General features: G+C 32.5%; 26 protein-coding genes, 1 other RNA gene and 1 pseudogene. 24 read left to right on the top strand and 4 right to left on the bottom strand.

Annotation, left to right across the window (positions count from 1 at the left end):
* Nucleotides 1–33: 33 nt before the first annotated feature.
* The 18 genes from queA (at nt 34) to N4T77_RS11170 (ending at nt 18,269) form a co-directional block, all read left to right on the top strand.
* A complete protein-coding gene (queA, locus tag N4T77_RS11255) occupies nt 34–1,059 on the top strand; it encodes a tRNA preQ1(34) S-adenosylmethionine ribosyltransferase-isomerase QueA (RefSeq protein ID WP_261671894.1) in 1,026 nt (341 codons plus the stop codon).
* A gap of 65 nt (nt 1,060–1,124) precedes the next feature.
* Nucleotides 1,125–2,255, top strand: coding sequence for a tRNA guanosine(34) transglycosylase Tgt (tgt, locus tag N4T77_RS11250; RefSeq protein WP_261671893.1), 1,131 nt, complete (start codon nt 1,125–1,127; stop codon nt 2,253–2,255).
* A gap of 169 nt (nt 2,256–2,424) precedes the next feature.
* Nucleotides 2,425–2,745 carry a preprotein translocase subunit YajC gene (gene yajC / locus N4T77_RS11245; RefSeq protein WP_261671892.1) on the top strand — a complete coding sequence of 107 codons (321 nt, stop codon included), beginning with the start codon at nt 2,425–2,427 and terminating at the stop codon, nt 2,743–2,745.
* Between the two features lie 59 nt (nt 2,746–2,804).
* Entirely contained in the window at nt 2,805–3,173 is a 369-nt protein-coding gene (locus N4T77_RS11240; protein WP_261671891.1) for a TIGR04086 family membrane protein, read from the top strand.
* Between the two features lie 104 nt (nt 3,174–3,277).
* Nucleotides 3,278–3,415, top strand: a complete 138-nt coding sequence (gene scfA / locus N4T77_RS11235; RefSeq protein ID WP_261671890.1) for a six-cysteine ranthipeptide SCIFF — start codon at nt 3,278–3,280, stop codon at nt 3,413–3,415.
* 122 nt (nt 3,416–3,537) lie between these two features.
* A complete protein-coding gene (gene scfB / locus N4T77_RS11230) occupies nt 3,538–4,908 on the top strand; it encodes a thioether cross-link-forming SCIFF peptide maturase (protein ID WP_261671889.1) in 1,371 nt (456 codons plus the stop codon).
* Nucleotides 4,909–5,064: 156 nt separating this feature from the next.
* On the top strand, nt 5,065–6,333 hold the full coding sequence (gene secD / locus N4T77_RS11225) for a protein translocase subunit SecD (protein ID WP_261671888.1): 1,269 nt from the start codon (nt 5,065–5,067) through the stop codon (nt 6,331–6,333).
* 1 nt (nt 6,334) lies between these two features.
* Nucleotides 6,335–7,201, top strand: a complete 867-nt coding sequence (secF, locus tag N4T77_RS11220) for a protein translocase subunit SecF (protein ID WP_261671887.1) — start codon at nt 6,335–6,337, stop codon at nt 7,199–7,201.
* A gap of 162 nt (nt 7,202–7,363) precedes the next feature.
* Complete coding sequence (locus N4T77_RS11215; RefSeq protein ID WP_261671886.1) at nt 7,364–8,236, top strand: DHH family phosphoesterase; 873 nt, start codon at nt 7,364–7,366, stop codon at nt 8,234–8,236.
* Between the two features lie 112 nt (nt 8,237–8,348).
* Nucleotides 8,349–8,867 carry an adenine phosphoribosyltransferase gene (locus N4T77_RS11210; protein WP_261671885.1) on the top strand — a complete coding sequence of 173 codons (519 nt, stop codon included), beginning with the start codon at nt 8,349–8,351 and terminating at the stop codon, nt 8,865–8,867.
* Between the two features lie 112 nt (nt 8,868–8,979).
* Complete coding sequence (locus tag N4T77_RS11205; RefSeq protein WP_261671884.1) at nt 8,980–11,157, top strand: bifunctional (p)ppGpp synthetase/guanosine-3',5'-bis(diphosphate) 3'-pyrophosphohydrolase; 2,178 nt, start codon at nt 8,980–8,982, stop codon at nt 11,155–11,157.
* Between the two features lie 92 nt (nt 11,158–11,249).
* The gene (gene dtd, locus N4T77_RS11200) at nt 11,250–11,699 is read left to right on the top strand and encodes a D-aminoacyl-tRNA deacylase (protein WP_261671883.1); all 450 of its coding nucleotides are present in this window, start codon (nt 11,250–11,252) and stop codon (nt 11,697–11,699) included.
* A 100-nt stretch (nt 11,700–11,799) separates the two neighbouring features.
* Nucleotides 11,800–12,399, top strand: a complete 600-nt coding sequence (locus N4T77_RS11195) for an MBL fold metallo-hydrolase (RefSeq protein ID WP_261671882.1) — start codon at nt 11,800–11,802, stop codon at nt 12,397–12,399.
* Nucleotides 12,400–12,489: 90 nt separating this feature from the next.
* Nucleotides 12,490–13,920 carry a coproporphyrinogen III oxidase gene (locus tag N4T77_RS11190; protein ID WP_261671881.1) on the top strand — a complete coding sequence of 477 codons (1,431 nt, stop codon included), beginning with the start codon at nt 12,490–12,492 and terminating at the stop codon, nt 13,918–13,920.
* A gap of 41 nt (nt 13,921–13,961) precedes the next feature.
* Nucleotides 13,962–15,206 carry a histidine--tRNA ligase gene (hisS, locus tag N4T77_RS11185; protein WP_261671880.1) on the top strand — a complete coding sequence of 415 codons (1,245 nt, stop codon included), beginning with the start codon at nt 13,962–13,964 and terminating at the stop codon, nt 15,204–15,206.
* A gap of 17 nt (nt 15,207–15,223) precedes the next feature.
* On the top strand, nt 15,224–16,999 hold the full coding sequence (gene aspS, locus N4T77_RS11180; RefSeq protein WP_261671879.1) for an aspartate--tRNA ligase: 1,776 nt from the start codon (nt 15,224–15,226) through the stop codon (nt 16,997–16,999).
* Between the two features lie 90 nt (nt 17,000–17,089).
* A non-coding RNA gene (ssrS, locus tag N4T77_RS11175) (6S RNA) lies at nt 17,090–17,269 on the top strand.
* Between the two features lie 37 nt (nt 17,270–17,306).
* Nucleotides 17,307–18,269, top strand: coding sequence for a DMT family transporter (locus tag N4T77_RS11170; protein WP_261671878.1), 963 nt, complete (start codon nt 17,307–17,309; stop codon nt 18,267–18,269).
* 113 nt (nt 18,270–18,382) lie between these two features.
* On the opposite strand, the pseudogene N4T77_RS11165 reads toward N4T77_RS11170, so the two are convergent.
* From N4T77_RS11165 to N4T77_RS11155, 3 genes and pseudogenes are all read right to left on the bottom strand, one after another.
* Nucleotides 18,383–18,715, bottom strand: a pseudogene (locus N4T77_RS11165) (SoxR reducing system RseC family protein); the annotation flags it as partial.
* 159 nt (nt 18,716–18,874) lie between these two features.
* A complete protein-coding gene (locus tag N4T77_RS11160) occupies nt 18,875–19,534 on the bottom strand; it encodes a DUF6483 family protein (protein ID WP_261671877.1) in 660 nt (219 codons plus the stop codon).
* 165 nt (nt 19,535–19,699) lie between these two features.
* On the bottom strand, nt 19,700–20,788 hold the full coding sequence (locus N4T77_RS11155; protein ID WP_261671876.1) for a hypothetical protein: 1,089 nt from the start codon (nt 20,786–20,788) through the stop codon (nt 19,700–19,702).
* A 334-nt stretch (nt 20,789–21,122) separates the two neighbouring features.
* Here N4T77_RS11155 and N4T77_RS11150 point away from each other — a divergent pair, with 334 nt between their 5' ends.
* The 6 genes from N4T77_RS11150 (at nt 21,123) to N4T77_RS11125 (ending at nt 22,545) form a co-directional block, all read left to right on the top strand.
* The gene (locus N4T77_RS11150) at nt 21,123–21,260 is read left to right on the top strand and encodes a CPC_1213 family protein (protein ID WP_261671875.1); all 138 of its coding nucleotides are present in this window, start codon (nt 21,123–21,125) and stop codon (nt 21,258–21,260) included.
* A gap of 75 nt (nt 21,261–21,335) precedes the next feature.
* Nucleotides 21,336–21,470, top strand: coding sequence for a hypothetical protein (locus N4T77_RS11145; RefSeq protein WP_261671874.1), 135 nt, complete (start codon nt 21,336–21,338; stop codon nt 21,468–21,470).
* Between the two features lie 125 nt (nt 21,471–21,595).
* Complete coding sequence (locus N4T77_RS11140; protein ID WP_261671873.1) at nt 21,596–21,754, top strand: hypothetical protein; 159 nt, start codon at nt 21,596–21,598, stop codon at nt 21,752–21,754.
* A 15-nt stretch (nt 21,755–21,769) separates the two neighbouring features.
* Complete coding sequence (locus N4T77_RS11135) at nt 21,770–21,913, top strand: hypothetical protein (RefSeq protein ID WP_261671872.1); 144 nt, start codon at nt 21,770–21,772, stop codon at nt 21,911–21,913.
* Nucleotides 21,914–21,954: 41 nt separating this feature from the next.
* Entirely contained in the window at nt 21,955–22,089 is a 135-nt protein-coding gene (locus N4T77_RS11130; RefSeq protein ID WP_261671871.1) for a hypothetical protein, read from the top strand.
* Nucleotides 22,090–22,335: 246 nt separating this feature from the next.
* Nucleotides 22,336–22,545 (top strand): hypothetical protein, encoded by a 210-nt coding sequence (locus N4T77_RS11125; RefSeq protein ID WP_261671870.1) that lies wholly within the window; start codon nt 22,336–22,338, stop codon nt 22,543–22,545.
* Nucleotides 22,546–22,578: 33 nt separating this feature from the next.
* On the opposite strand, the gene N4T77_RS11120 is transcribed toward N4T77_RS11125, so the two are convergent.
* Complete coding sequence (locus tag N4T77_RS11120; RefSeq protein WP_261671869.1) at nt 22,579–22,932, bottom strand: YndM family protein; 354 nt, start codon at nt 22,930–22,932, stop codon at nt 22,579–22,581.
* Nucleotides 22,933–23,041 lie beyond the last annotated feature (109 nt).

Raw genomic sequence — 23,041 nt, 5'->3', positions numbered from 1 at the left:
TTAGCTTACAAAAGAAAGAGAGTGTGGAATATTTTGAAGGTTACAGACTTTGATTTTTACTTACCAGAAGAGTTGATTGCTCAACATCCATTAGAGCAAAGGGATGAAGCAAGATTAATGCTTTTAGATAAGGAAACAGGTGAAATTGAACATAAGATTTTTAAAGATATAGTGGATTATCTGCAGCCTGGGGACTGTCTTGTACTTAACGATACAAGAGTACTTCCAGCAAGACTTATAGGCGGAAAAGAAGGCACTGGCGGGAAAATGGAGTTCTTACTTTTAAAAAGAACAGATAAGGATACCTGGGAGACCCTAGTTAAACCAGGTAAGAGAGCCCAGATAGGTAGTAGATTTGTATTTGGAAACGAAGAGCTTAAAGCAGAAGTTGTAGGTATGGGAGAAGAAGGAAGTAGAATAGTTAAATTTGAATATGAAGGTATATTTGAAGAAGTTTTAGACAGATTAGGGCAAATGCCGCTGCCTCCATATATAACAGAAAAGCTTGATGATAAGGAAATGTACCAAACTGTTTACTCTAAAGAACAGGGATCAGCAGCAGCACCTACAGCTGGCCTTCATTTTACCAAGGAACTTTTAGAGCAGATAAAAGAAAAGGGTGTAAATATAGCCTTTTTAACCCTCCATGTTGGACTTGGAACTTTTAGACCTGTAAAGGTAGAAAATATACTAGAGCACAATATGCATTCAGAATACTATTGTATGTCAAAGGCTACTGCTGATATAATAAATAGAACAAAGGAAAGTGGAAAAAATGTGATAGCAGTGGGAACTACTTCCTGTAGAACCTTAGAAACTATAGGTGATGAAAACGGAAGGGTAAGAGAACAGTCAGGATGGACAGATATATTTATATACCCGGGATACAAATATAAAATCGTAGATAAACTAATTACAAATTTCCATCTTCCACAGTCAACTTTAATAATGCTTGTAAGTGCTTTAGCTGGAAGAGAAAATGTAATGAAGGCCTATGACTTAGCGGTAAAGGAAAGATATAGATTTTTTAGCTTTGGAGATGCTATGTTTATAAAGTAAGATTAAATTCTAAAAAGTTAGTTACTAATAGATTATATAAGGCTAGTTGAAAAAGGAGTGTTTAGATGTACAAATTACTTAAGAAAAGTGGAAAGGCTAGAAGAGGAGAATTTACCACTCCTCATGGTGTAGTTCAGACTCCAGTATTTATGAATGTAGGAACATTAGCAGCCATAAAGGGAGCTGTGTCTAGCATGGATTTAAAGGAAATAGGATGTCAGGTTGAACTTTCTAATACCTACCATCTTCATTTAAGACCTGGTGATGAAGTAGTGAGAAAAATGGGTGGATTACATAAATTTATGAACTGGGATAGACCTATTTTAACAGATTCCGGTGGTTTCCAAGTGTTTTCATTATCAAAGATGAGAAAGATTAAAGAAGAAGGAGTATACTTTAACTCTCATATTGATGGAAAGAAGATATTTATGGGACCGGAAGAAAGCATGAGAATACAAAGCAATTTAGCTTCTACAATAGCTATGGCCTTTGATGAATGCATACCAAACCCTTCACCTAGAGAGTATGTTATAAAATCTGTAGAAAGAACCACTAGATGGCTTCATAGATGTAAAGAGGAAATGGATAGATTAAATTCTCTACCAGATACTATAAATAAAAAGCAAATGCTTTTTGGAATAAATCAAGGTGGAGTATATGAGGATATAAGAATAGAACATGCTAAAACTATAACTAAATTAGACCTAGACGGCTATGCTATCGGAGGTTTAGCAGTTGGAGAAACCCATGAGGAAATGTACAGAATAATAGATGCAGTTGCTCCCCATCTTCCAGAGGATAAGCCGATTTATCTTATGGGTGTAGGTATCCCAAGTAATATACTTGAAGCTGTAGATAGAGGAGTAGACTTTTTTGACTGTGTTCTTCCTGCAAGAAATGGAAGGCATGGACATGTATTTACTAAGGATGGTAAAATAAACTTAATGAATGCAAAATTTGAATTGGATGGTAATCCAATAGATGAAGGCTGTCAGTGTCCTACATGTAAGAATTATTCAAGAGCTTATATAAGACACTTATTTAAGGCCAAAGAAATGCTTGCAATGAGACTTTGTGTACTGCACAATCTTTATTTCTACAATAATCTTATGCAGGAAATAAGGGATGCTATTGACGGAGATTATTTTAAAGAATATAAGAAACAGAAGCTGGAGCAATGGGGTGGAAGAGCATAGCTTAGACAATGCTTCTACTAAGGAATTGTTGCAATTAACAAATATGGTAGATAATTGACAGAGGACAATTGATGTTAAGTGAAACTTTATAAAAGAGAACCTTATCTATATATTGTCCATTGTTAACTTATTATAAATGGATAAAAGAGAAATAAAGGAGGTGAATAGGATGAAACTATTAATTCAATTATCACCAATATTATTCATGATGCTCTTCTTTTACTTAATAATATTTATACCAGAAAATAAAAGAAAAAAGAAATACAGAGCAATGTTAGACAACCTTAAAGTAAATGACGAAATTATGACTAAAGGCGGTATAGTAGGTAAGATAGTAAATATTCAGGACAGATTTATCATAGTGCAAACTGGACCAGACAGAGTTAAAATAAAGCTTGATAAGACTGGAGTGTTAAATTTATTAGCTGAAGTTGAGCCTCTTGAGAAGAAACCAGAAGAAAAAAAGGTTGAAACTAAAAAGGAAGCCTAAATTTTAATCATAAAACACCTTCTCTCTACATAGATACTATTAGATGGGAGGTGTTTTTTATGGAAAAAAACAACAGCTACCTTCCTGCGGCGGAAGGGGTACTTAGGGGTTTTATCATAACAGTGGTATTGCTTTTGATTTTTGCAGTTATAATGACCTTTATTGATGTTAGTGAAAGTGTAAGCTCAATGTTTTATCTTATCACAACTCTTTTAAGCATAATGTATGGAGCTATTTATGCAGTTAGAAAAATTAAAAGAAGAGGTTGGTTTATAGGAATTCTTGTCACGCTGCTTTACTTATCTATACTTTATGTAGTTTCGGTAATATCAGGAAATTCGGCAGTTATAGGCACAGACAGAATGCTCAGGTTTTTTCTTGCTGTGTTTGTAGGGGCACTGTCAGGAATTATAGGAATAAATTTGTAGAATAGCAGTAAGCATCTAAGGAAATTGTCCATTATTAAAACTTTATTTTATCCTTAGTTTATGTTATAATCAAACGGAAAACTTTAAAAATGGAGGAATTTTATATGAAACATATAAGAACAATAAACAGAACTAACTTAAAGGACAGCTTAAAGAAGCCAGGATGCAAAGAGTGTGCTAATTCATGTCAATCAGCATGCAAAACTTCCTGTACAGTGGCTAACTTAGCTTGCGAAAATTAATATACATTAAAGCAGTAACATAATGTTACTGCTTTAACTTTAAGTAGACATTTATAGCTTTATATTTAGAGTATAATTAAAATAATTTATAAATAGTTACATTTAACAAGGAGGAAATTGAAGTGGCAGATATACATAAGTTCAAACAAGGTGAAGATTATTACATAATTGATATAAATTCAGGATCAGTGCATGTGGTGGATGAGTTGGTGTACGATCTTTTAGATGATGAAAAGTTAAGAGGTCTAGAGGAACTTTTAGCTGAATTTAAGGACAAGTATTCAGAAGAAATAATAAGAGAAGCTTACAGTGAGATTGAAGAACTAGTTACAGAGGGAATACTATATTCAAAGGATTTATATGAAGGAATAGCTTTAGCTTCCGATAATGGAGAATCCTTTGTAAAGGCATTGTGTCTAAATATAGTTCATGACTGTAACTTAAGGTGCAAATATTGCTTTGCAGATGAAGGAGAGTACAAAGGCTGTAGAAAAATGATGTCTGCAGAAGTAGGAAAAAAATCTATAGATTTTGTTATAGAAAAATCCGGTCCTAGAAAAAATATTGAGATAGATTTATTTGGCGGAGAACCATTAATGGCCTTTAATACTATAAAGGAAATCGTAGAGTATGCAAAAGAAAAGGAAAAAATCCATAATAAAAACATAAGATTTACAATGACAACTAATGCAACTCTATTAAACGATGAGATAATGGACTATCTAGATAAAAATATGGGAAATATAGTTTTAAGCATAGATGGAAGAAAAGAAATAAATGACAAAGTAAGGGTAAGGGTAGACGGAAGCGGAAGCTTTGATGCTATATTGCCTAAAATAAAGAAGATGGTAGAAGTAAGGGACAAGTCAAAACAGTATTATGCTAGAGGAACCTTTACAAGAGAAAATACCGATTTCTTTGAGGATGTAAAGTTTTTAGCAGAAGAGGGTTTTGATGAAATATCTGTAGAACCAGTAGTTCTTCCAGAAGAACATCCTCTTTCATTAAGAGAGGAAGACCTTCCAACTATATATGAGCAATATGATAAGCTTTATGAGGAAATGGTTAAACGTCATAAAGAGGGAAGAGAGTTTAAATTCTATCATTTCAATATAGATCTTCAGGGCGGACCTTGTGTATATAAGAGAATATCAGGCTGCGGAGCTGGACATGAATATGTAGCTATAACTCCAGATGGAGATATATACCCATGTCATCAATTTGTAGGAAATGAAGATTTTAAAGTTGGAAGCATATATGACAATAAAGAATTAAATAAAGATATAGAAAATAAGTTCAAGAAAGCCCACATATATAACAAGCCAGAGTGTAAAAAATGCTGGGCAAGATTTTACTGCAGTGGAGGATGTCAAGCAAATAACTACAACTTTAATGGTGACATGAATATACCATATTCATTAGGATGTAAGATGCAGAAAAAGAGAATAGAGTGTGCAATTGCATTAAAATCAAAAGTTATGGAAGAAAAGTAGTAGTATTTACAAAATCCATATATAGTTTACAAAGTACTTAAATCTTATAAATATTGACTAATCTTTTTTATTGACGGGATTTTTTTAAAGTAATATAATGGCTTATGTATATGTTTGTAAATATAAGGAACTGATTATACACAAAGGAGGATGAAAATGAAGAATAGGACAAAAAGTACCGTACTATTTATACTATGTGTACTTGTAATAGGTTTTCTAGCTTATTCTGGTGTCTATGGAGTCACTGCTGGAGGATATAGATTAAAACCCTTTAGTGAAGTTATAAATAGAGGACTTGATCTTCAGGGGGGAGTTTCTGTTCTAGAAGAAATTCAGGCTGATAAAGTTGACCAAGAGACTATGAGCAAGGTAACAGAATTATTGTCTATGAGAGTTAACAAGCTGGGAGTAAGTGAAACTGTTGTTACAAGAGAAGGACAAAAGAGAATAAGAATAGAAATACCAGGAAAGTATGATGCTAAAGAAGTTATCGATGGTGTTGCTAAAACTGGTGAACTTAAGTTTGTAGGTCCAGATAAGCAGACTATTCTTACTGGTAAAGATGTTAAAAAGGCTACAGCATATGTAGATTCACAGGATGGAAAACCAACAATAAGTCTTGAGCTAAATGATGCTGGAACTAGAAAGTTTGCAGATGCAACTCAAAAGTTTATAGGTAAGCCTATAACTATTACCATGGATGAGGATGAGCTTACAAGCCCAACGGTTCAAGCTCATATAACTAATGGTAAAGCTGTAATTACAGGAAGCAAGAGTCTTGACGAAGCTAAGAGACAGGCTAATATAATTAACTCTGGTGCACTACCTGTTACTGTTAAACCAGTAGAAGTTAAGACAATAGGAGCATCACTAGGTGCAAACGCACTTCCATTAAGTATTTTAGCTGGTAAAGTTGGTATAGCAATAGTAATGATATTTATGATTCTTTACTATAGAATACCAGGAGTTATTGCAAGTATAGCATTGGTACTATATATATACATAGTGCTTTTAGCCTTTGCAAGTGTAAATGTTACTTTAACTCTATCAGGTATAGCAGGTTTCCTTCTTACAGTAGGTATGGCGGTAGATGCCAGCATACTTATATTTGAAAGGATGAAGGAAGAACTTAAAAGTGGAAAATCTATTAAGGCAGCAATAGATTCAGGTTTCCATAGAGCTATGTCTTCTGTACTTGATGCTAATATAACTACAATCATTGCCGGTGTTGTACTTTACGGACTTGGTTCAGGTTCTGTTAAAGGTTTCGCATTGACACTGATTATAGGTGTTGCTTTAAGTATGTTTACCGCTATAACAGTGACAAGATGGTTAATAAAACTTGCTGCTGGCATGGGATGGTTTAAGCATAAATGGTCCATAGGAACCTTCGGAGTACATGATTTCAGAAGGGGGGTAAAATAGTATGCTTAAAATCATAGAAAAAACTAAGATATGGTTTACTATTTCTGCAATTATAATAGTAGTAGGACTTGGCTTCATGGCTACTAGAGGCTTGGAATACGGTTTGGATTTCAAAGGTGGTACAGTAGTTCAATTTAACATTGGTAAAGACTTTAATAAAGCAGATATTGATGCCATAGTTAAAAAGTATGATAAAGATTTTCAGTCTAATAAGGTAAATAACACTTTTATTGAGATAAAGAGTGCTAATTTAACTAGTGACAATATAAGCAGCATCGAAAAAGATGTTAAAGCAAAGTTTAAAGAGAGCAGTTTAACAAATCAAGAAAATATCGGTGCTGCAATTGGTAAGGAAACAAGAAATAAGGCTATTCAAGCAGTTTTATTAGCAACTGTTGCAATGCTGATATATATAGGCATAAGATTCGAGTTTAAATTTGGAATGGCAGCGATTTTATCAATTGTGCATGACATATTTGTAATGTTAGCAGTATATTCTATCTTTAGAATACCTATAGATTCAAGTTTCATAGCAGCTATACTAACAGTTATAGGTTATTCTATAAACGATACTATAGTTGTTTTTGACAGAATAAGAGAAAACCAAAAATATGCTAGAAGAATGAGTGTAACAGAGCTTGCAAATGCCAGCATAACTCAAACTGTGGCTAGATCTATAAATACAGTTTTAACTGTTGTAATTACATTATTTGCAGTTTATGCTTATGTACCTTCAATAAGAAACTTCTCAGAACCACTTTTAATAGGTATAATATCAGGATGCTATTCATCAATATTTATAGCAACTCCTTTCTGGGTAATGCTAAAAAAACATGGAGGCAAAAAGAAATTACAGCCTGCAAAGTAGTAAACTCTTTAAAATACTAGTTTAATATGATAAAATAAAAAATCTAGAGTATATGAAACTCTAGATTTTTTATTGCTATCAAATCCTTCTATAAAGTATTTGTAAAAAACGACAATATCATTTATAATATATATGCTTTCGATAAATTTGGAGGATTTTATTATGGAGAGACAAAACACTAAAATACATCATTCAGAGTTTACACATATGCAAGACCCCTTTCGCTTAAAGGGAATGAAAGAGGCCTTAACTAGAATAATAAAGGCAGTAAATGAAAGAGAAAAGATAGTAATTTATGGATACTATGATTTAGATGGTATAGCATCAGTATCTTTATTGCTGCTGGTTTTAAAGTATTTAAATGCAGATGTAGAGTATTTTGTTTCTGATGATATAGATGAAGAGTTTGGCATAAACTCAGATGTGGTAAGAAATCATATAAAGTTTTTAGGTGCAAAGCTAATGATAACTGTAGGCTGCGGAGTGAATTCTGTTTCTCAGGTAGAACTGTGCAAGGAGTTAGGCATAGATGTTATTATAACAGATAACCATAAATGCAAAAAAGAATTGCCAGATACCGTTATAATAAATCCAAATCAAAAAGGCTGCAGCTATCCCTGTAAGGTTTTAACAGCAGGAGGAATTGCTTTTAAGCTGGCACAGGCTATATCTATGTATTATCAGATGAAATGTATAAGTAAATACTTGGATTTAGCCATGCTTGGAACTTTATCAAAGGGTTTTAATATAACTGGTGAAAATAAGCTCATAGTTAATCAAGGAATTCATCATTTGAATTATACCAACAACTATGGATTTAAGGCTTTGTTAAAGGTGCATAAAATCTCAAGTATAAATAAGGAAAGTATATACAGATTAGCACATAATATTATACCTTCAGTGAAGAATAGAAGGTGTGTAGATAACGCTAGAATAGCGGTAGAACTTTTTACTACCACTAATATGGACAGGGCTGAACAGATAGCTAAATATTTAAAGAACGAAATAAGAGGAAATGAGCTGTGTGTTCTTTAAAAATGTGTTTTAAAACTTGAATATATGTCAATAATTAATATATAATAAGATGGTATAAAATTTGAGATATTTCTCGAGTTTTCGCCTAACAATAATTGAGGGGGAATACTAAGTGGATTTAAAGGAAAAGATAAGAATAATAGATGGATTTCCAAAGGAAGGAATAAGCTTTAAAGATATTTCTACTATATTACAGGATAAGGATGCATTCAAATATACAATAGATAAGATAGTAGAACATCTTAAAGATAAAAACATAGATATGGTAGTAGGTCCAGAAGCTAGAGGTTTTCTATTTGGAGTACCAGTAGCCTATGCTATAGGAGCTGGATTTGTTCCAGTAAGAAAAAAGGGTAAGCTTCCATATGAAACTATAAGCATAAACTATGATTTAGAATATGGTAGTGATGAATTAGAAATACATAAAGATGCAATTAAACCAGGTCAAAGGGTTGCTGTTATAGATGATCTACTAGCAACAGGTGGAACTATAAGTACAGTTGCTAAGCTGGTTGAGCAAGTTGGAGGAGAAGTTGTAACTCTAGACTTTGTAATAGAATTAAAGGATTTAAAGGGAAGAGATAAGTTAGAAAACTATGAAGTAATGTCTTTAGTGGAGTATGACATTTAATTATATATATAAATAATTTAAAATTGCAAGTTTCTACAGTATATAATATAATAGTAATAAAAAATAATGGCTGGTTTTGGTAACCAGCCATTGATTTTAAGGGAGTAGTAGTATGCTGGAAAAGATAATGGAGAAAATAGATAAAAATTGTAGTAATGTAGATAAAGAGATGGTAAAAAAAGCATATAACCTTGCCTATGAAGCACATAAGGATCAAAGGAGAGAGTCCGGTGAACCTTATATAGCTCACCCCGTAGAGGTGGCGTGTATATTAGCAGAGATGGGCATGGACACCAGTACAATTACAGCAGGACTACTCCATGATGTAATAGAAGATACAGAGTATAGCTTTGAAGACCTAAGCAGAGAATTTAGTGTAGAAATTGCTAATCTTGTAGATGGTGTAACTAAGCTTGGTAAGATAAAATATAAAACAAAAGAAGAGCAGCAGGCAGATAATGTGAGAAAAATGCTCCTTGCTATGGCAAAGGATATAAGAGTTATATTAATAAAGCTAGCAGATAGATTACACAATATGAGAACATTAAAATATATGCCTGTAGAAAAGCAAAAAGAAAAGGCTAAAGAAACCTTTGATATATATGCTCCCCTTGCCCATAGATTAGGTATGTCAAAAATTAAGTGGGAGTTAGAAGATTTAGCTTTCAGATATATGAATGCAAATGAATACTACTTTATAGTTAGAAAAATAGCGGAAAAACGAGTTGAGAGAGAAAATTATATAGAAGAAATAGTAAACCAATTAGAGAATAACCTTAATAAGGCGGCTATCCCATGTGATATAGAAGGAAGACCTAAGCACTTCTACAGCATATATAGAAAAATGGTGAAAAAAAATAGGACTATCGATCAAATATTCGATTTAACTGCTATAAGAATATTGGTTGATAGTGTAAAAGATTGTTATGCAGTATTGGGAATAGTTCATACTATATTTAAACCTATACCTGGCAGATTTAAAGACTATATTGCGATGCCGAAGCCTAATATGTATCAATCTCTACATACCACAGTAATTGGACCACAGGGAAAACCTTTTGAGATACAAATTAGAACCTTTGAAATGCACAAAACTGCTGAGTATGGAATAGCAGCTCACTGGAAATACAAAGAAGGTGTCGACAACGCAGAAGATATAGATAAAAAGCTCACCTGGCTTAGAGAAATTTTAGAATGGCAGGGCGAAACTTCCGATGCAGAAGAATTTATGGAAGGTTTTAAGATAGATTTATTCTCAGATGAAGTATTTGTATTTACTCCAAAGGGAACTGTAATTAACTTACCTAATGAGGCCACACCTATAGATTTTGCATATAAAATACACACTGATATTGGAAATAGGTGTGTAGGTGCAAAGGTAAATGGCAAGATGGTTCCGTTAGATTATCAATTGAAAACTGGTGAAATTGTTGAGATATTGTCCTCTAGTACACCAAAGGGTCCTAGTATTGATTGGCTAAATTTAGTGAAGAGTAATCAGGCAAAAAGCAAAATAAGAGCTTGGTTTAAGAAAGCCAAACGTGAGGAAAATATTATTAAAGGAAAAGAGCTACTTGAAAGGGAAGCTAAGAAGCAGGGGTATAACTTTGGAGAAATAGGAAAAGGGGATATACTAGACAGTATATTAAAAAGATATAATATGAATTCTGCTGACGATTTATATGCAGCAGTAGGTGTAGGTGCTGTAGTTCCCTCAACTATAGTGATTAAGATAAAGGAAATGTTCTATAAAACAGAAAAAAGCGAAAGTAATGATTGGAGAGTCATTCAAGAGCAATTAAATAGGGGAGCTGCTAAGCCTAATAAAGTGAAACAAAAATCTCCAGGGGTAATTGTAAAAGGTGAGACCAATGTACTTGTAAGGTTTGCAAAATGCTGCAATCCTGTTCCAGGGGATGAGATAATAGGCTATATTACAAAAGGAAGAGGAGTTTCCATACATAGAGAGGACTGTAAGAATGTAGATTTCTTATTACAAAATGAGAATAATAAACTTATAGAAGTAAGTTGGGGAAGACCTAAAGGTGCTGAATATGTAACGGAAATTCAAATTCAAGCAGAAAATAGAGAAGGACTACTGGCTGAGTCTATGGAAATCATAAGCAATAGCAAAACATCTCTATATGCAGTAAATGCTAAACCTGCTAAGAACAATATTGCCTATATTAGTATACAATTAAAGATATCTGATATCGAAGATTTAAAAGATGTTATGAAAAGAATAAGAAAAATTAGAGGAGTTCTTGATGTATATAGAACTAAGAGATAACTTTTCATATTTGTATTTATAGATAAGATTCAGCTAGAGGATTCTCTGCTGAATCTTACTTCTACTTAATAAAATTTTAAGGGGTGTTTTTAATGCGTGTGGTGGTACAAAGAGTTAAATACTCAAAGGTAGTAGTAGATGGAGAATTAATAGGGGAAATTAATAAAGGGTTAAATGTTTTACTTGGTATATCTAAAGAAGATACCTTAGAGGACCTAAGTTATATAAAAGATAAAGTACTTAATTTAAGAATATTCGAAGACGAAAATGGTAAGCTTAATAAATCCCTTATGGATATAGGTGGTGACCTTCTAGTAGTTTCACAATTTACTTTATATGGCGACTGTAGAAAAGGTAGAAGACCAAGCTTTATAGAGGCTTTAGGTGGAGAAGAAGCAGAAAAAATCTATGAAGAATTTGTAAGACAGTGTAGGGAAGTTGTTCCTAAGGTTGAAACAGGAAAATTCGGTGCAGACATGATGGTAACTATAGAAAATGATGGTCCTGTTACACTTATGATAGACAGTAAAAAGAATTTTTAGGCGGTGGACTCTTTAGTAAAGAGGGAAGTCTTTGTTATAAAAAATGTAACCTTATATCTTTATTATGTTTTATAAGTATTACTTAGGGGAGGTTTAATAAATGGAAGTTAGAAGAGTACCTGCTGGGGTCTATGCAGCTAATTGTTATATCTTAATGGATGAGGAAACAAAGGAAGCGGCAGTGATGGACCCAGGTGGAGATGCAGATGATTTAAGCAAAGTTATAAAGGAAATGGGAGCTAAGGTAAAGTACATATTATTAACTCATGGACATGTGGACCATGTAGGAGCAGTTACAGAATTGAAAGATGAGTTTAAAGCGCCTGTTTATATAAATGAAGAAGATTATAAAATGATTAGCAATAGAGAGTATATATATGGAGATATAATAGGAAAAGTTGACGGTTATATAAATGAAGGAGATAGCTTTAAGTTAGGAAGTAGTGAAATTAAGGTCCTTCAAACACCAGGTCATACGCCAGGAGGAGTTTGTTTCTTAGTAGACAACATGGTAATAACAGGAGATACTTTATTTGCTGGCTCCATAGGAAGAACAGATTTGGGCGGTGGAGATTATGAAGCTATTATAAGAAGTATTAAAGAAAAGCTTATGATACTACCTGATGACACTATAGTTTTATCTGGACATGGAGGACAAAGTACTATAGGTAGAGAAAGAGTGCATAACCCGTTCCTTTAGAATGGGAATTGATAATAGGAAATTAAGAAATAAGTTTTACATTATTTTTAATTTCCTATTTAATAAGGGAGGATAGCTACAAAAAGCATAATGAAAATTAAAATAAATTTAAATAATATGCAGTATAGGTATGATGTTTATCAGATAATAAATCTTTTTTACAGCTTTTATGATATAGACTTTGTAGATAGTGATTGGAATTACAAAATAGACATAGATGAAGATAGGATTATTATCTGCAGCGATGAAAGTTGTAAAGAATTTATTTTCAATAAAGAATTTACCTACAAGGAAGGTATAAAAAAAGCTGTTTTTCAATACTTTACTGAAATAACTGGTAAGGTAATGCCTTGGGGAACTCTAGTAGGTATCAGACCAAGTAAAATAGCATTAGAGTTAATAAATGAGGGGAAAGACCATGAATATATAGTTAACTATTTCAAGGAGCATTTTCACACAAGAAGAGATAAGGCAGAACTATGTATAAATGTAGCTAAGGTGGAAGAAAAGTTCGTAAATAAGAGAAAGGATTCTATAAGTGTTTATGTAGGAATGCCTTTTTGCCCTACAAGATGTTTATATTGTTCCTTTACTTCAAATCCAATTGCAGGATGTAAAAGTATAGTAGAACCTTATTTAAAGAGTTTGTATTATGAAATAGCTGAAACGGCAAAGTATATAAGAGAGAATCACTTGAAAATCCAGTGTGTTTATTTTGGAGGCGGTACTCCAACAGCAGTAAATGACAGTCAATTTGAGGAATTGATGGAGCATATATATAGCAGCTTTATAGACAATAATCAGGTTGAAGAGTTTACAGTAGAGTGCGGAAGACCAGACAGTATAACTATAAATAAGCTGCAAACTATGAAAAGATATAAGGTAGATAGAATAAGTATAAATCCTCAAACTATGAATGATAATACTCTAAAGTTAATTGGAAGAGGACATAATACTAGAGATACTATAGATAAATTTAATATGGCGAGAGAACGTGGATTCGATCATATAAATATGGATATTATAGTAGGCCTTCCAGGAGAAGGAATAGATGAAGTAAAGAAGACCTGTGAGGAAATATTTAAGCTTCATCCTGAAAGCATAACTGTTCATGGAATGTCTGTTAAAAGGGCCTCAAGACTTCATGAGGATATAGTAAATAAAGTAGAATTTGCCACCCCTGACCAAGGTGAGTTAAATCTGATGTATCAAGAAACTGAAAACTTGGCAAAGAGGCTAGATATGAAACCTTATTATATGTATAGACAAAAAAATATGGTGGGAAATATGGAGAATATAGGTTATACTATAAAAGGTAATGTAGGCTTATATAATATTCAAATTATTGAAGAAAAGCAGACCATTATAGCCTGTGGAGCAGACGCATCCACTAAAGTGGTGTTCTTAGATGAAAATAGAATTGAAAGACATGGAAATGTCAAAGATGTTAGGGAATACATAAATAGAGTTGAAGAGATGGTTGAAAAGAAGGCAAAGCTTTTAGATACACTATATAAGTAATCAACAACTTACGATAAGTGAAAGAAGAGGGAGGAAGAAAAATGGCTATACAAGCACCAAAAGGTACTAAGGATGTATTACCTGGGGATGTATACAAGTGGCAATATTTAGAGGATAAGTTTAGAAAAATATCTGCATCTTTTGGATGTAGAGAAATTAGAACTCCTGTGTTTGAACACACAGAGCTTTTTGAAAGAGGAGTTGGAGAAACTACTGATGTAGTTCAAAAGGAGATGTACACCTTTAACGACAAGGCAGGAAGAAGTATAACTCTTAAGCCTGAAGGAACATCTCCAGCAGTAAGAGCTTTTGTTGAGAGCAGTCTATACAATGAAGCTCAACCAACAAAACTTTACTACTTTACTCCAGTGCTAAGATATGAGAATGTTCAAAAGGGAAGGTTAAGAGAGCATCATCAATTTGGTGTGGAGGTATTTGGAGCTCAAGAAGCTTCTGTAGATGCTGAAATTATAAGCCTTGCTATGAGAGTATATAAAGAGCTTGGCGTTAAGGGTATAGAGCTTAATATAAATAGCATAGGATGCCCAGAGTGCAGAAAGAAATATAATGAAGCCTTAAAGCAGTTTTTATCAAAAAACTATGATGATTTCTGTGAAACTTGTAAAACAAGATTTGAAAAAAATCCTATGAGAACTTTAGACTGTAAGGTGAAAAGCTGTAAGGAAATAGTTAAAGGGGCTCCTTTAATACTTGACTATTTATGCGATGATTGCAACGATCATTTTGAGAAGTTAAAGAAATACCTAACAGCTCTAGAAATTGAATATAAAGTAGATCCTTTAATAGTAAGAGGTTTAGATTATTATAGTAAAACTGTATTTGAGATAATTAATAACGGAATAACCATTTGCGGTGGCGGAAGATACGATTATCTTATAGAAGAGGTTGGAGGACCATCAATGCCAGCTATGGGCTTTGGAATGGGAATAGAGAGAACTATTTTAACTTTAGAAGAAAATGGCATTGAAATTCCTAAAGAAAGTTACATAGATTTATATGTAGCAGCTATGGGAGATGAGTCAAAGGTAGAGGCTTTAACTTTAATCAATAGATTAAGAGAAAGAAATATAAAATGTGATTGTGACCATATGAATAGAAGTGTAAAAGCAGCTATGAAATATGCAAACAAAATAGATGCTAGATTCACCATTGTTCTTGGAGAAAATGAATTACAAACCGGTATAGCTAAACTGAAGAGAATGAGTGATGGAGAGCAATTTGAAATAAATCTAAAAGATTTAGATAGTATAGCAGAATTAATATAAGGTTGGAGGAGTTACACATGGGAGAAGCATTAAAGGGACTTAAAAGAACCATAATGTGTGGTGAGTTAAGAGAAACACATATTGATAACAAGGTTACAGTTATGGGATGGGTTCAAAGAAAAAGAAATCTTGGAGGACTTATATTTGTTGATTTAAGAGACAGAACAGGTATACTTCAAGTAGTATTTGGTGAAGAAATAAATAAAGAGGCTTTTGATAAAGCTGATGGAGTTAAATCCGAGTACTGTATAGCAGTTACTGGAACAATAGTTAAAAGAGAAGCTCCGAATTCAGAGCTTCCAACAGGAATGGTAGAGTTAAAAGGTGAGTATATAAAAGTGTTATCAGAATCAGAAACACCACCTATATACATAAAAGAAAATTTAGATGCAGCTGAAAATATAAGATTAAAATACAGATATTTAGATTTAAGAAGACCAGATATGCAGAGAATTTTCATGACAAGACACAAAGCAGCTAAAATTGTTAGAGATTTTCTAGATGAAAATGGATTCTTAGAAGTAGAAACACCTGTACTTGCAAATAGCAGTCCAGAGGGAGCAAGAGATTATCTTGTACCGAGCAGAAACTATCCAGGAATGTTTTATGCACTTCCTCAATCACCACAGCTATTTAAGCAGCTTTTAATGGTATCAGGTTATGATAGATACTTCCAGATAGCAAAGTGTTTTAGAGATGAGGACTTAAGAGCAAATAGACAGCCAGAATTTACACAAATAGATATGGAATTATCTTTTGTTGAAGTAGACGATGTAATAGAATTAAATGAAAGATTAATCCAAAAAGTATTTAAAGAAATAGCTAATGTAGATGTTAAGCTTCCGATAGAGAGAATGCCATACAAAACAGCTATGGAAAAGTATGGCTCCGATAAGCCAGACTTAAGATTTGGTATGGAGATAAATGATTTAACTGAAGCTGTTAAAGATGTAGACTTTAAAGTGTTCCAAGATGCACTCTCAAACAATGGTTCAGTAAGAGCTATAAAAGCTGAAGGCAGTGCAGCTATGGGAAGAAAGCAAGTTGATAAGTTAGTTGACTTTGTTAAAACTTACGGAGCTAAGGGCTTAGCATGGATAGCTTATAAAGAGGATGGAGTTAAGTCATCTATAGGTAAGTTCTTAACAGAAGAGCAAACTCAAGCTATACTAGATAAAATGGAAGCTAAAGTTGGAGATTTAATCTTAATAGTAGCAGATAAAAACTCTGTTGTTTTCCAAAGTCTTGGTGCCTTAAGACTACACTTAGCTAAAGAATTAGGAATCCTAGAAAATAACAATGAGTTTAGATTTGTATGGATAACAGAATTCCCGCTTGTTTCATATAATGAAGAAGAAAAGAGATTCCAAGCAGAGCACCATCCATTTACAATGCCTATGGATGAAGATATTCAGTATTTAGAAAGTGATCCAGGAAGAGTTAGAGCAAAAGCTTATGACATAGTATTAAATGGTGAAGAGCTTGGAGGAGGAAGTATTAGAATACATGATACAAAACTTCAAGAAAGAATGTTTAAGGTGTTAGGCTTTACTCAAGAAAGAGCTTGGGAAAGTTTTGGTTTCTTACTAGAAGCATTCAAATTTGGACCACCACCACACGGCGGACTTGCTTATGGTTTTGATAGAATCGTTATGTTCCTTGCAGGAACAGATAACATAAAGGATGTTGTTGCATTCCCTAAGAATCAGAATGCTTTCTGTCCTTTAACAGAAGCTCCAAGTGTTGTAGAAGAAGCACAATTGAAGGAACTTGGTATATCTTTAAACAAATAACCTATGGCAAAATTGCAAATAATTCTGAAAATATTATATTAAATTTCTAAAAAATGTAGTATAATACAATTAAAGAAATATAAAAAATAAATATTCCTACCATGTACGTGGAGTGGGTTCATATTGACCCAACAGTTTTTGAAAGGAAATCGGACTCTTTTTGTGGAATGATGCTGGAACTTAATTTTCTGGAACAAGAATCAAAAAGGAGATTTCCACCTGCGAGAGCGGGTTCAAGAATAACTCATAATACGGCATGGTGGGGTTTTATTTTGCCATTTTTATTTAAATTAAGGGGGAGCCAATTATGAGAAAGGGGTATGTTTATATTATTTTATCTGCGGTTATGTTTAGCACTATGGAGATAGCCGGTAAATTAATAGCAATGGAGATTAATCCTTTTCAGCTGAACTTTTTAAGATTTTTTATTGGGGCATCTATATTGCTTCCGTTAGCAATAAAGGATTTAAGGAAAAGGGAAATTTCATTCAATAGAGGGGATATTGGTTATTTTCTTTTTACAGGTCTTTTATGTGTAGTAATAAGTATGTCATTTTTCCAACTTGCCATAGTACATACTAAAGCTTCAATAGTAGCTATAGTATTTAGTGTCAATCCAGTATTTACAATTCCTTTTGCATATTTTCTATTAAAAGAGCAGCTTAAGAAAACTACGATTCTATCCTTATTTATAAGCTTAGTAGGTATAGCTTGCATTCTAAATCCTTTCAAAATAAATAGCGATGTTAAAGGGATAGTATTGGCTGTTCTCGCAGCAGTAACTTTCTCACTATATAGTGTAATTGGTAAAATGCGTTCAGAGAGATATGGGAGTATAGTTATGAACTGTTTTACGTTCTTTGCAGGAGAATTTATAATGCTTATAGTAATTCTTTTATCTAATATATCAGCGGTGGTACAAGTAAATAAGAAATTAGGTTTATCTGTGTTATCCAATATTCCAATTATACAAGGGATAGAAATGGGAAACATCTTTGTAATAATTTATCTTGGAGTAGTAGTAACAGGATTAGGATATCTATTCTATTTCTTTGCCATGGATGAGACCTCTGCAACCACAGCATCTATAGTATTTTTCATAAAACCAGCACTAGCGCCTATACTTTCTTTAATTGTACTGCAGGAAAGCATACCTTTTAACACTATGCTTGGAATATTGTTTATCCTAACAGGTTCCTTTATAACCTTTAGAGGAAAGAAGGGCAAAGCTGAAAGAAAAATAAAAGAGATTAGTAATATCCACGTTTAAGGTGATAAGCTAAAGAATTTAATAAAATTTCCTGCACAATGAATAATAAAAAAGAAGATAGAGTTTTAGCTCCACCTTCTTTTTTGTCATTGTAAGCTTATAATAAATATAACCTATTTTATAACCTTAACCATCTTTAAATCGTAGTTACTATCCTTAGAAGCCTTTTTATCTACTTTACCTAGGATTGTGTAAGATATAACTAAAAGAACCATACCTACTGCAAAGGATAAAAGTTCGTAATTATTAAATCCAAGTCTTTTAAAATAATAGTTTCCAAATAGTATACCCACTAGCAGCATAACTAGAGGGAAGCCATAAGCCCATAGAGTCATCTTCATAAAGGATTTTGTTTCAAGAGCAACTTGTACCTCATCACCAATAGATGCATTTAATGTATTTTTTACATCTACTAGAGAACTAGATGGAGCACATCCACCGCCACAACTGGCGCAGTTATCTCCTCACCCACTTTTTCTTTTAAAGGATATCAAGGCACAATCATTTTTTAAAGCTACTACATATCCTACTTCAACCATACTAATCAACTCCTATATAATTTACTATTTATCCGATTCAAGTTTCACTTCATAACAGAAAATAAATTATAACCTTTTCTTTAATATAGACAGAGACTCTTCTACTTCCTCTCTTGATAAATTTCCTTCTTCTAAAGTGTTATCATCTTTATTAAGTAATAATTCGTAAAGAGAAATACCTTTTTCTATGGTCTCATTACTAAAATCATTTTCCTGTAAAATTTCATAAAGAGTATCTTCAGCCTTGTCATATTTATTAGTTTTAACATAATAATCAATTATTCTATTCTGAAGAGAAGAAGGTAATCGGTATTCAGACAGTTCTTCAATCATAATCTCTATATCTTCAAAATGATGCTGCAGGTCGCAATTTTCATTGTCTCCTTCATAAGCATGTAAAAATAAGTTCAAAGATTTTAATTCTATATAGAAAGCATCATCTAAGTTTCCCTGTAACTCTAATATAGATGCTTCTTCCTCTAGCAGTTTAGCCATCATAATACATTTATCTGTATTTATAGTTCCATCAGTTTTTATCATATCCAAAAGGTTATCATCAGATAAGGAATTAAAAAATTTCATTCCTAACCTAAATATTTCTTTTAGTGTATTATCGATTACAATGAGGGCTTCCTCATTCTTACCTGACATTTTATATTCCATTATTTTATTAAGAGCTTCATTAAATTTAGACATTAATTCTGATGTTAAGTTACGTTTTAGCATTAGTGATACCTCCAAAAGTTTAAACTGAAAACTTTTTATATAACGTCAACTATATTATATAATATTTAAGGAACAATTTGTACAACTAAAATTTTGCAAATTCATATAAGTACTCAAGTATAAAGGAGAATTGAGTTCATAAAAACAACAATTCTCCACTAGTACTTATACTAAGTTATTTTTTATATTTACTAAGAAATCCTGTACATTTGTAACAATAGAAGTTACTTCAAGACTTCCTCTGTCTCTAAGTTTATTTACACCAAATTCAGAAATATCTACTGTATATATGTATACAGGTCTAATTTTATCTTCTTCCACTTTATACATAGGAGTCATATTACCTGTTGCTATGGTATGAAGCTGGGTTGCTAAACATATTACTGTTGTAGCTTTTTTACTATGAGTTCTCATTGCATCTTGAGCATCATAGACATTTGCAATAACAGGAGGAAGAGGTCCGTCATCTCTAATGGAACCAGCTAATACTAAAGGAACATTGTTCTTAATACATGAATAAACTACTCCTTCTGTGATGTTTTCCTGTTCTATAAATTTTTCTAGAGAACCTGCACGCCTAGCTCTATTTATAACATCTATATGATTATAGTGGCCATTAAAAACAGAGTGTTGAGTATAAATATCCTGACCTAGTGCTGTTTTTAATATGGAACCTTCTAAGTCATGAGTTGCCAGTGCATTTCCAGCAAAAATTGTATCTACATATCCAGCATTTATAAGGGCAGACATAGCATTTTTAGAATCATGATCAAAGACAACAGCAGGGCCTAGAACCCACAATATATATCCATTTTCTCTTTCGTATTTAAGTAATTCATAAAGACTATCATAATCCTTTGAATAAGAGCTTTCGCGAGTTCTGCCAGTTCTAAAAACAAAGGACTGCTCTTCTTCAGATTCTGTATATGTAAAACCACTTACATGAACATAAATGCCATCCTCTGCATTTTCACTTCTTCCTAATACTACGTTGTCACCTATGTTCAGATTTCTAAACTCTTTTATATCTAAACTTTTATCATCCTTAACTACAACAACACAATCCATACGGCTTTCAGATGCTAAAATCCACTTTTCATCTATTTTAAAATATTCAGGATATATAGAAGTAGCGTGATATTTATCAGGAGCAACACCTTTAATTGTTACTTTTTCAGTGATTATGTTAGGAGCTGAAATAAAAGGCTCCTTTGTAAAGTCTGGGGCTTTGTATTCTGGTAATTTAAAACTCATAAAAATACCTCCATTTAATTGTGAAAATATAAGTTATTTTTTGAATAGTAAGTACATTATATCAAAGGTTATAATTTAGTGGCAATAGCAACAATATTTATCATTAATTTTAAAATAAAACTTTAGTTAGATTTATAGAAGTTCTGTGTAAAATGTTAATTTAACTTCTACAAATCATAGTATGGAACTTTTATAGATTTAATATTTGTAACAATACAAAAGATTAAAATAAAAAATTATTTTTATCATAAATTTTAATGGTTTATCAGCCTATTTTTGTTTAACATAAAAACTTACTACCGGGAAAAGCTAGTACTAGAAAGGAGAGATGACAATGACTAATAAGATGAAGTATACACAAAATAACAAAAAATCTGATGGCAGATTTAGAAAAAGGCATATAGATCATACTCCTCAAGATGAAAGTTCAAGAGCTAAGTTTGGAACTTATTCCGAAAAACATTTAGATTAGTTAATATTGTGAGCTACTATATAGATTTTATTCAGTTATAGGTTAAAAATAATATTAAAGTAAAGGAGAATGTCTATGGAAAATGAAAATAAACAACCTAAAACATGGTCTCGTAGTCCAAACAGTGCTAAATATCACTCAAGAAGTGCAAGCTTTAAGGCAAAGCAAAAAAATAATAAAAATTCAAAGGAAAACTGGACTGTAGAGTAAAATAAAAGCGAAAAGTTCTATTTATTTAATAAAGCGTGGTTAGCAAAAACTTATTACTTATATAAAAAACCAGATAAAGTCTTTAGTGGATGAAGTCTAAATATGAGAATAAGGGGTGTTAACGAATGGGAAGATGGTTAAATAAAGGTCATCATGAACAGGCTATGGAAATAGCTAAGGATTTATTAGATAAAGGAATTGGGTCAGCAGAAATAAAAAAGAGAGCTGGTCTTAATGAGCATGATATTGAAAAGGCAAGAAAAAAGATGGAAGGTAAAATGTAAGAGGAGGGGTATATAGTGAGTTTTGATAGAGAAAAAGCAACTAAAAAAGCTAGAGAAATGCTTTTAGATGGTGAAACTTTAGATGAAATTAAGGATAATACCAGGTTAAGACAAAAAGATGTTAGAAGAATACAAAAAGAAATTACAAAACATTTTTAATTAGTGTCTAATCACAAAAAAATGGAAGAGGGGTTTAAAGTATGAAAGGAAAAAATAAGTTTACAAATAAACAAACTGCAGCTATGGGTCTTGAAAGAGAAGATAATGGACAAAATCTCTATGAACAAGAAAGAAAGGCAAAACAAAGAAAGCATGATAATGTGAAGCCAGTTTAATTTGGAAAGCCTCAAGATTGATCTTGAGGTTTTCTATTAAAAAGCTTTTATCCGGTGACTACCCGCTCTAATATTCCCTCGCACGGTGTGAAAGTGACTCACACAAAATCAAAGATTTTGGTTCGTTACTTTTCTCCAAGAGGGAGCAAAGAGCGGCTACGTCCCTGGATTCCTTCGACTAAGAATCAGATGGGGTTGAAACCCCACCTGATTCAAGTCTTAACTTCATAGAAAGGGGATAAGTTTATGGTGCAAAGACATATAGTTGGTAGGGAAATTAGTAAAGAAGATCTTAGAGAGCTACAAGAAACCATTTATGCTAATAGGCATCCAGATAGAAGAAGAACTATGGAAAATCCGGCTACTATGCAAACAGGATACAACAGTGACGGAACTATAAAGGAAGAGAAGATTCAGCCTCATATGTACGAGTTAAATGGAATAAAAGATAAGTAAAGTATAAAAAAATTTCGGAGTAGTAAAAATAAACTACTCCGATTTTTGGGTTTTATTAGTCTTCACTAAGTATACATGGTCTAAATATTCTACAATTGCCACAATGGTTGATACTATTGCAGAACCTATTAAAGTAACTATAGCACCAGAGAAAATAAACTGAGTAAGATACACTACAACAAAGGCTGCAAGAAAATCTGCTATAGTACTTATTATAACAGTACCTGGTTTAAGTAGTGCTAATTCCATTAGATGGCCAACTACTGCAAGAATAATACCTACAAGCACTGGTTGATAGGTATAAGCATAATGTACATCTCTGAAGATATAATCTGAAATTAATAGTATTAATGGGCAAGTTATTATTTTCATTAATAATCCAGTCATAGCTAAATTTCTCCTTTCTTCTTAATACTAGGATTACCAGCTATTACAGTGTTATTCATTCTAGTAATAACTTTTAAGTTTTTTCACCTTATTTTATGTTAAGTAAAAA

This window comes from Clostridium sp. CX1 (assembly GCF_025398335.1).
GTDB lineage: Bacteria > Bacillota > Clostridia > Clostridiales > Clostridiaceae > Clostridium_AM > Clostridium_AM tanneri.
Note: the sequence above shows the minus strand (reverse complement) of the source record. Positions and strands in the feature narration are given on the sequence as shown.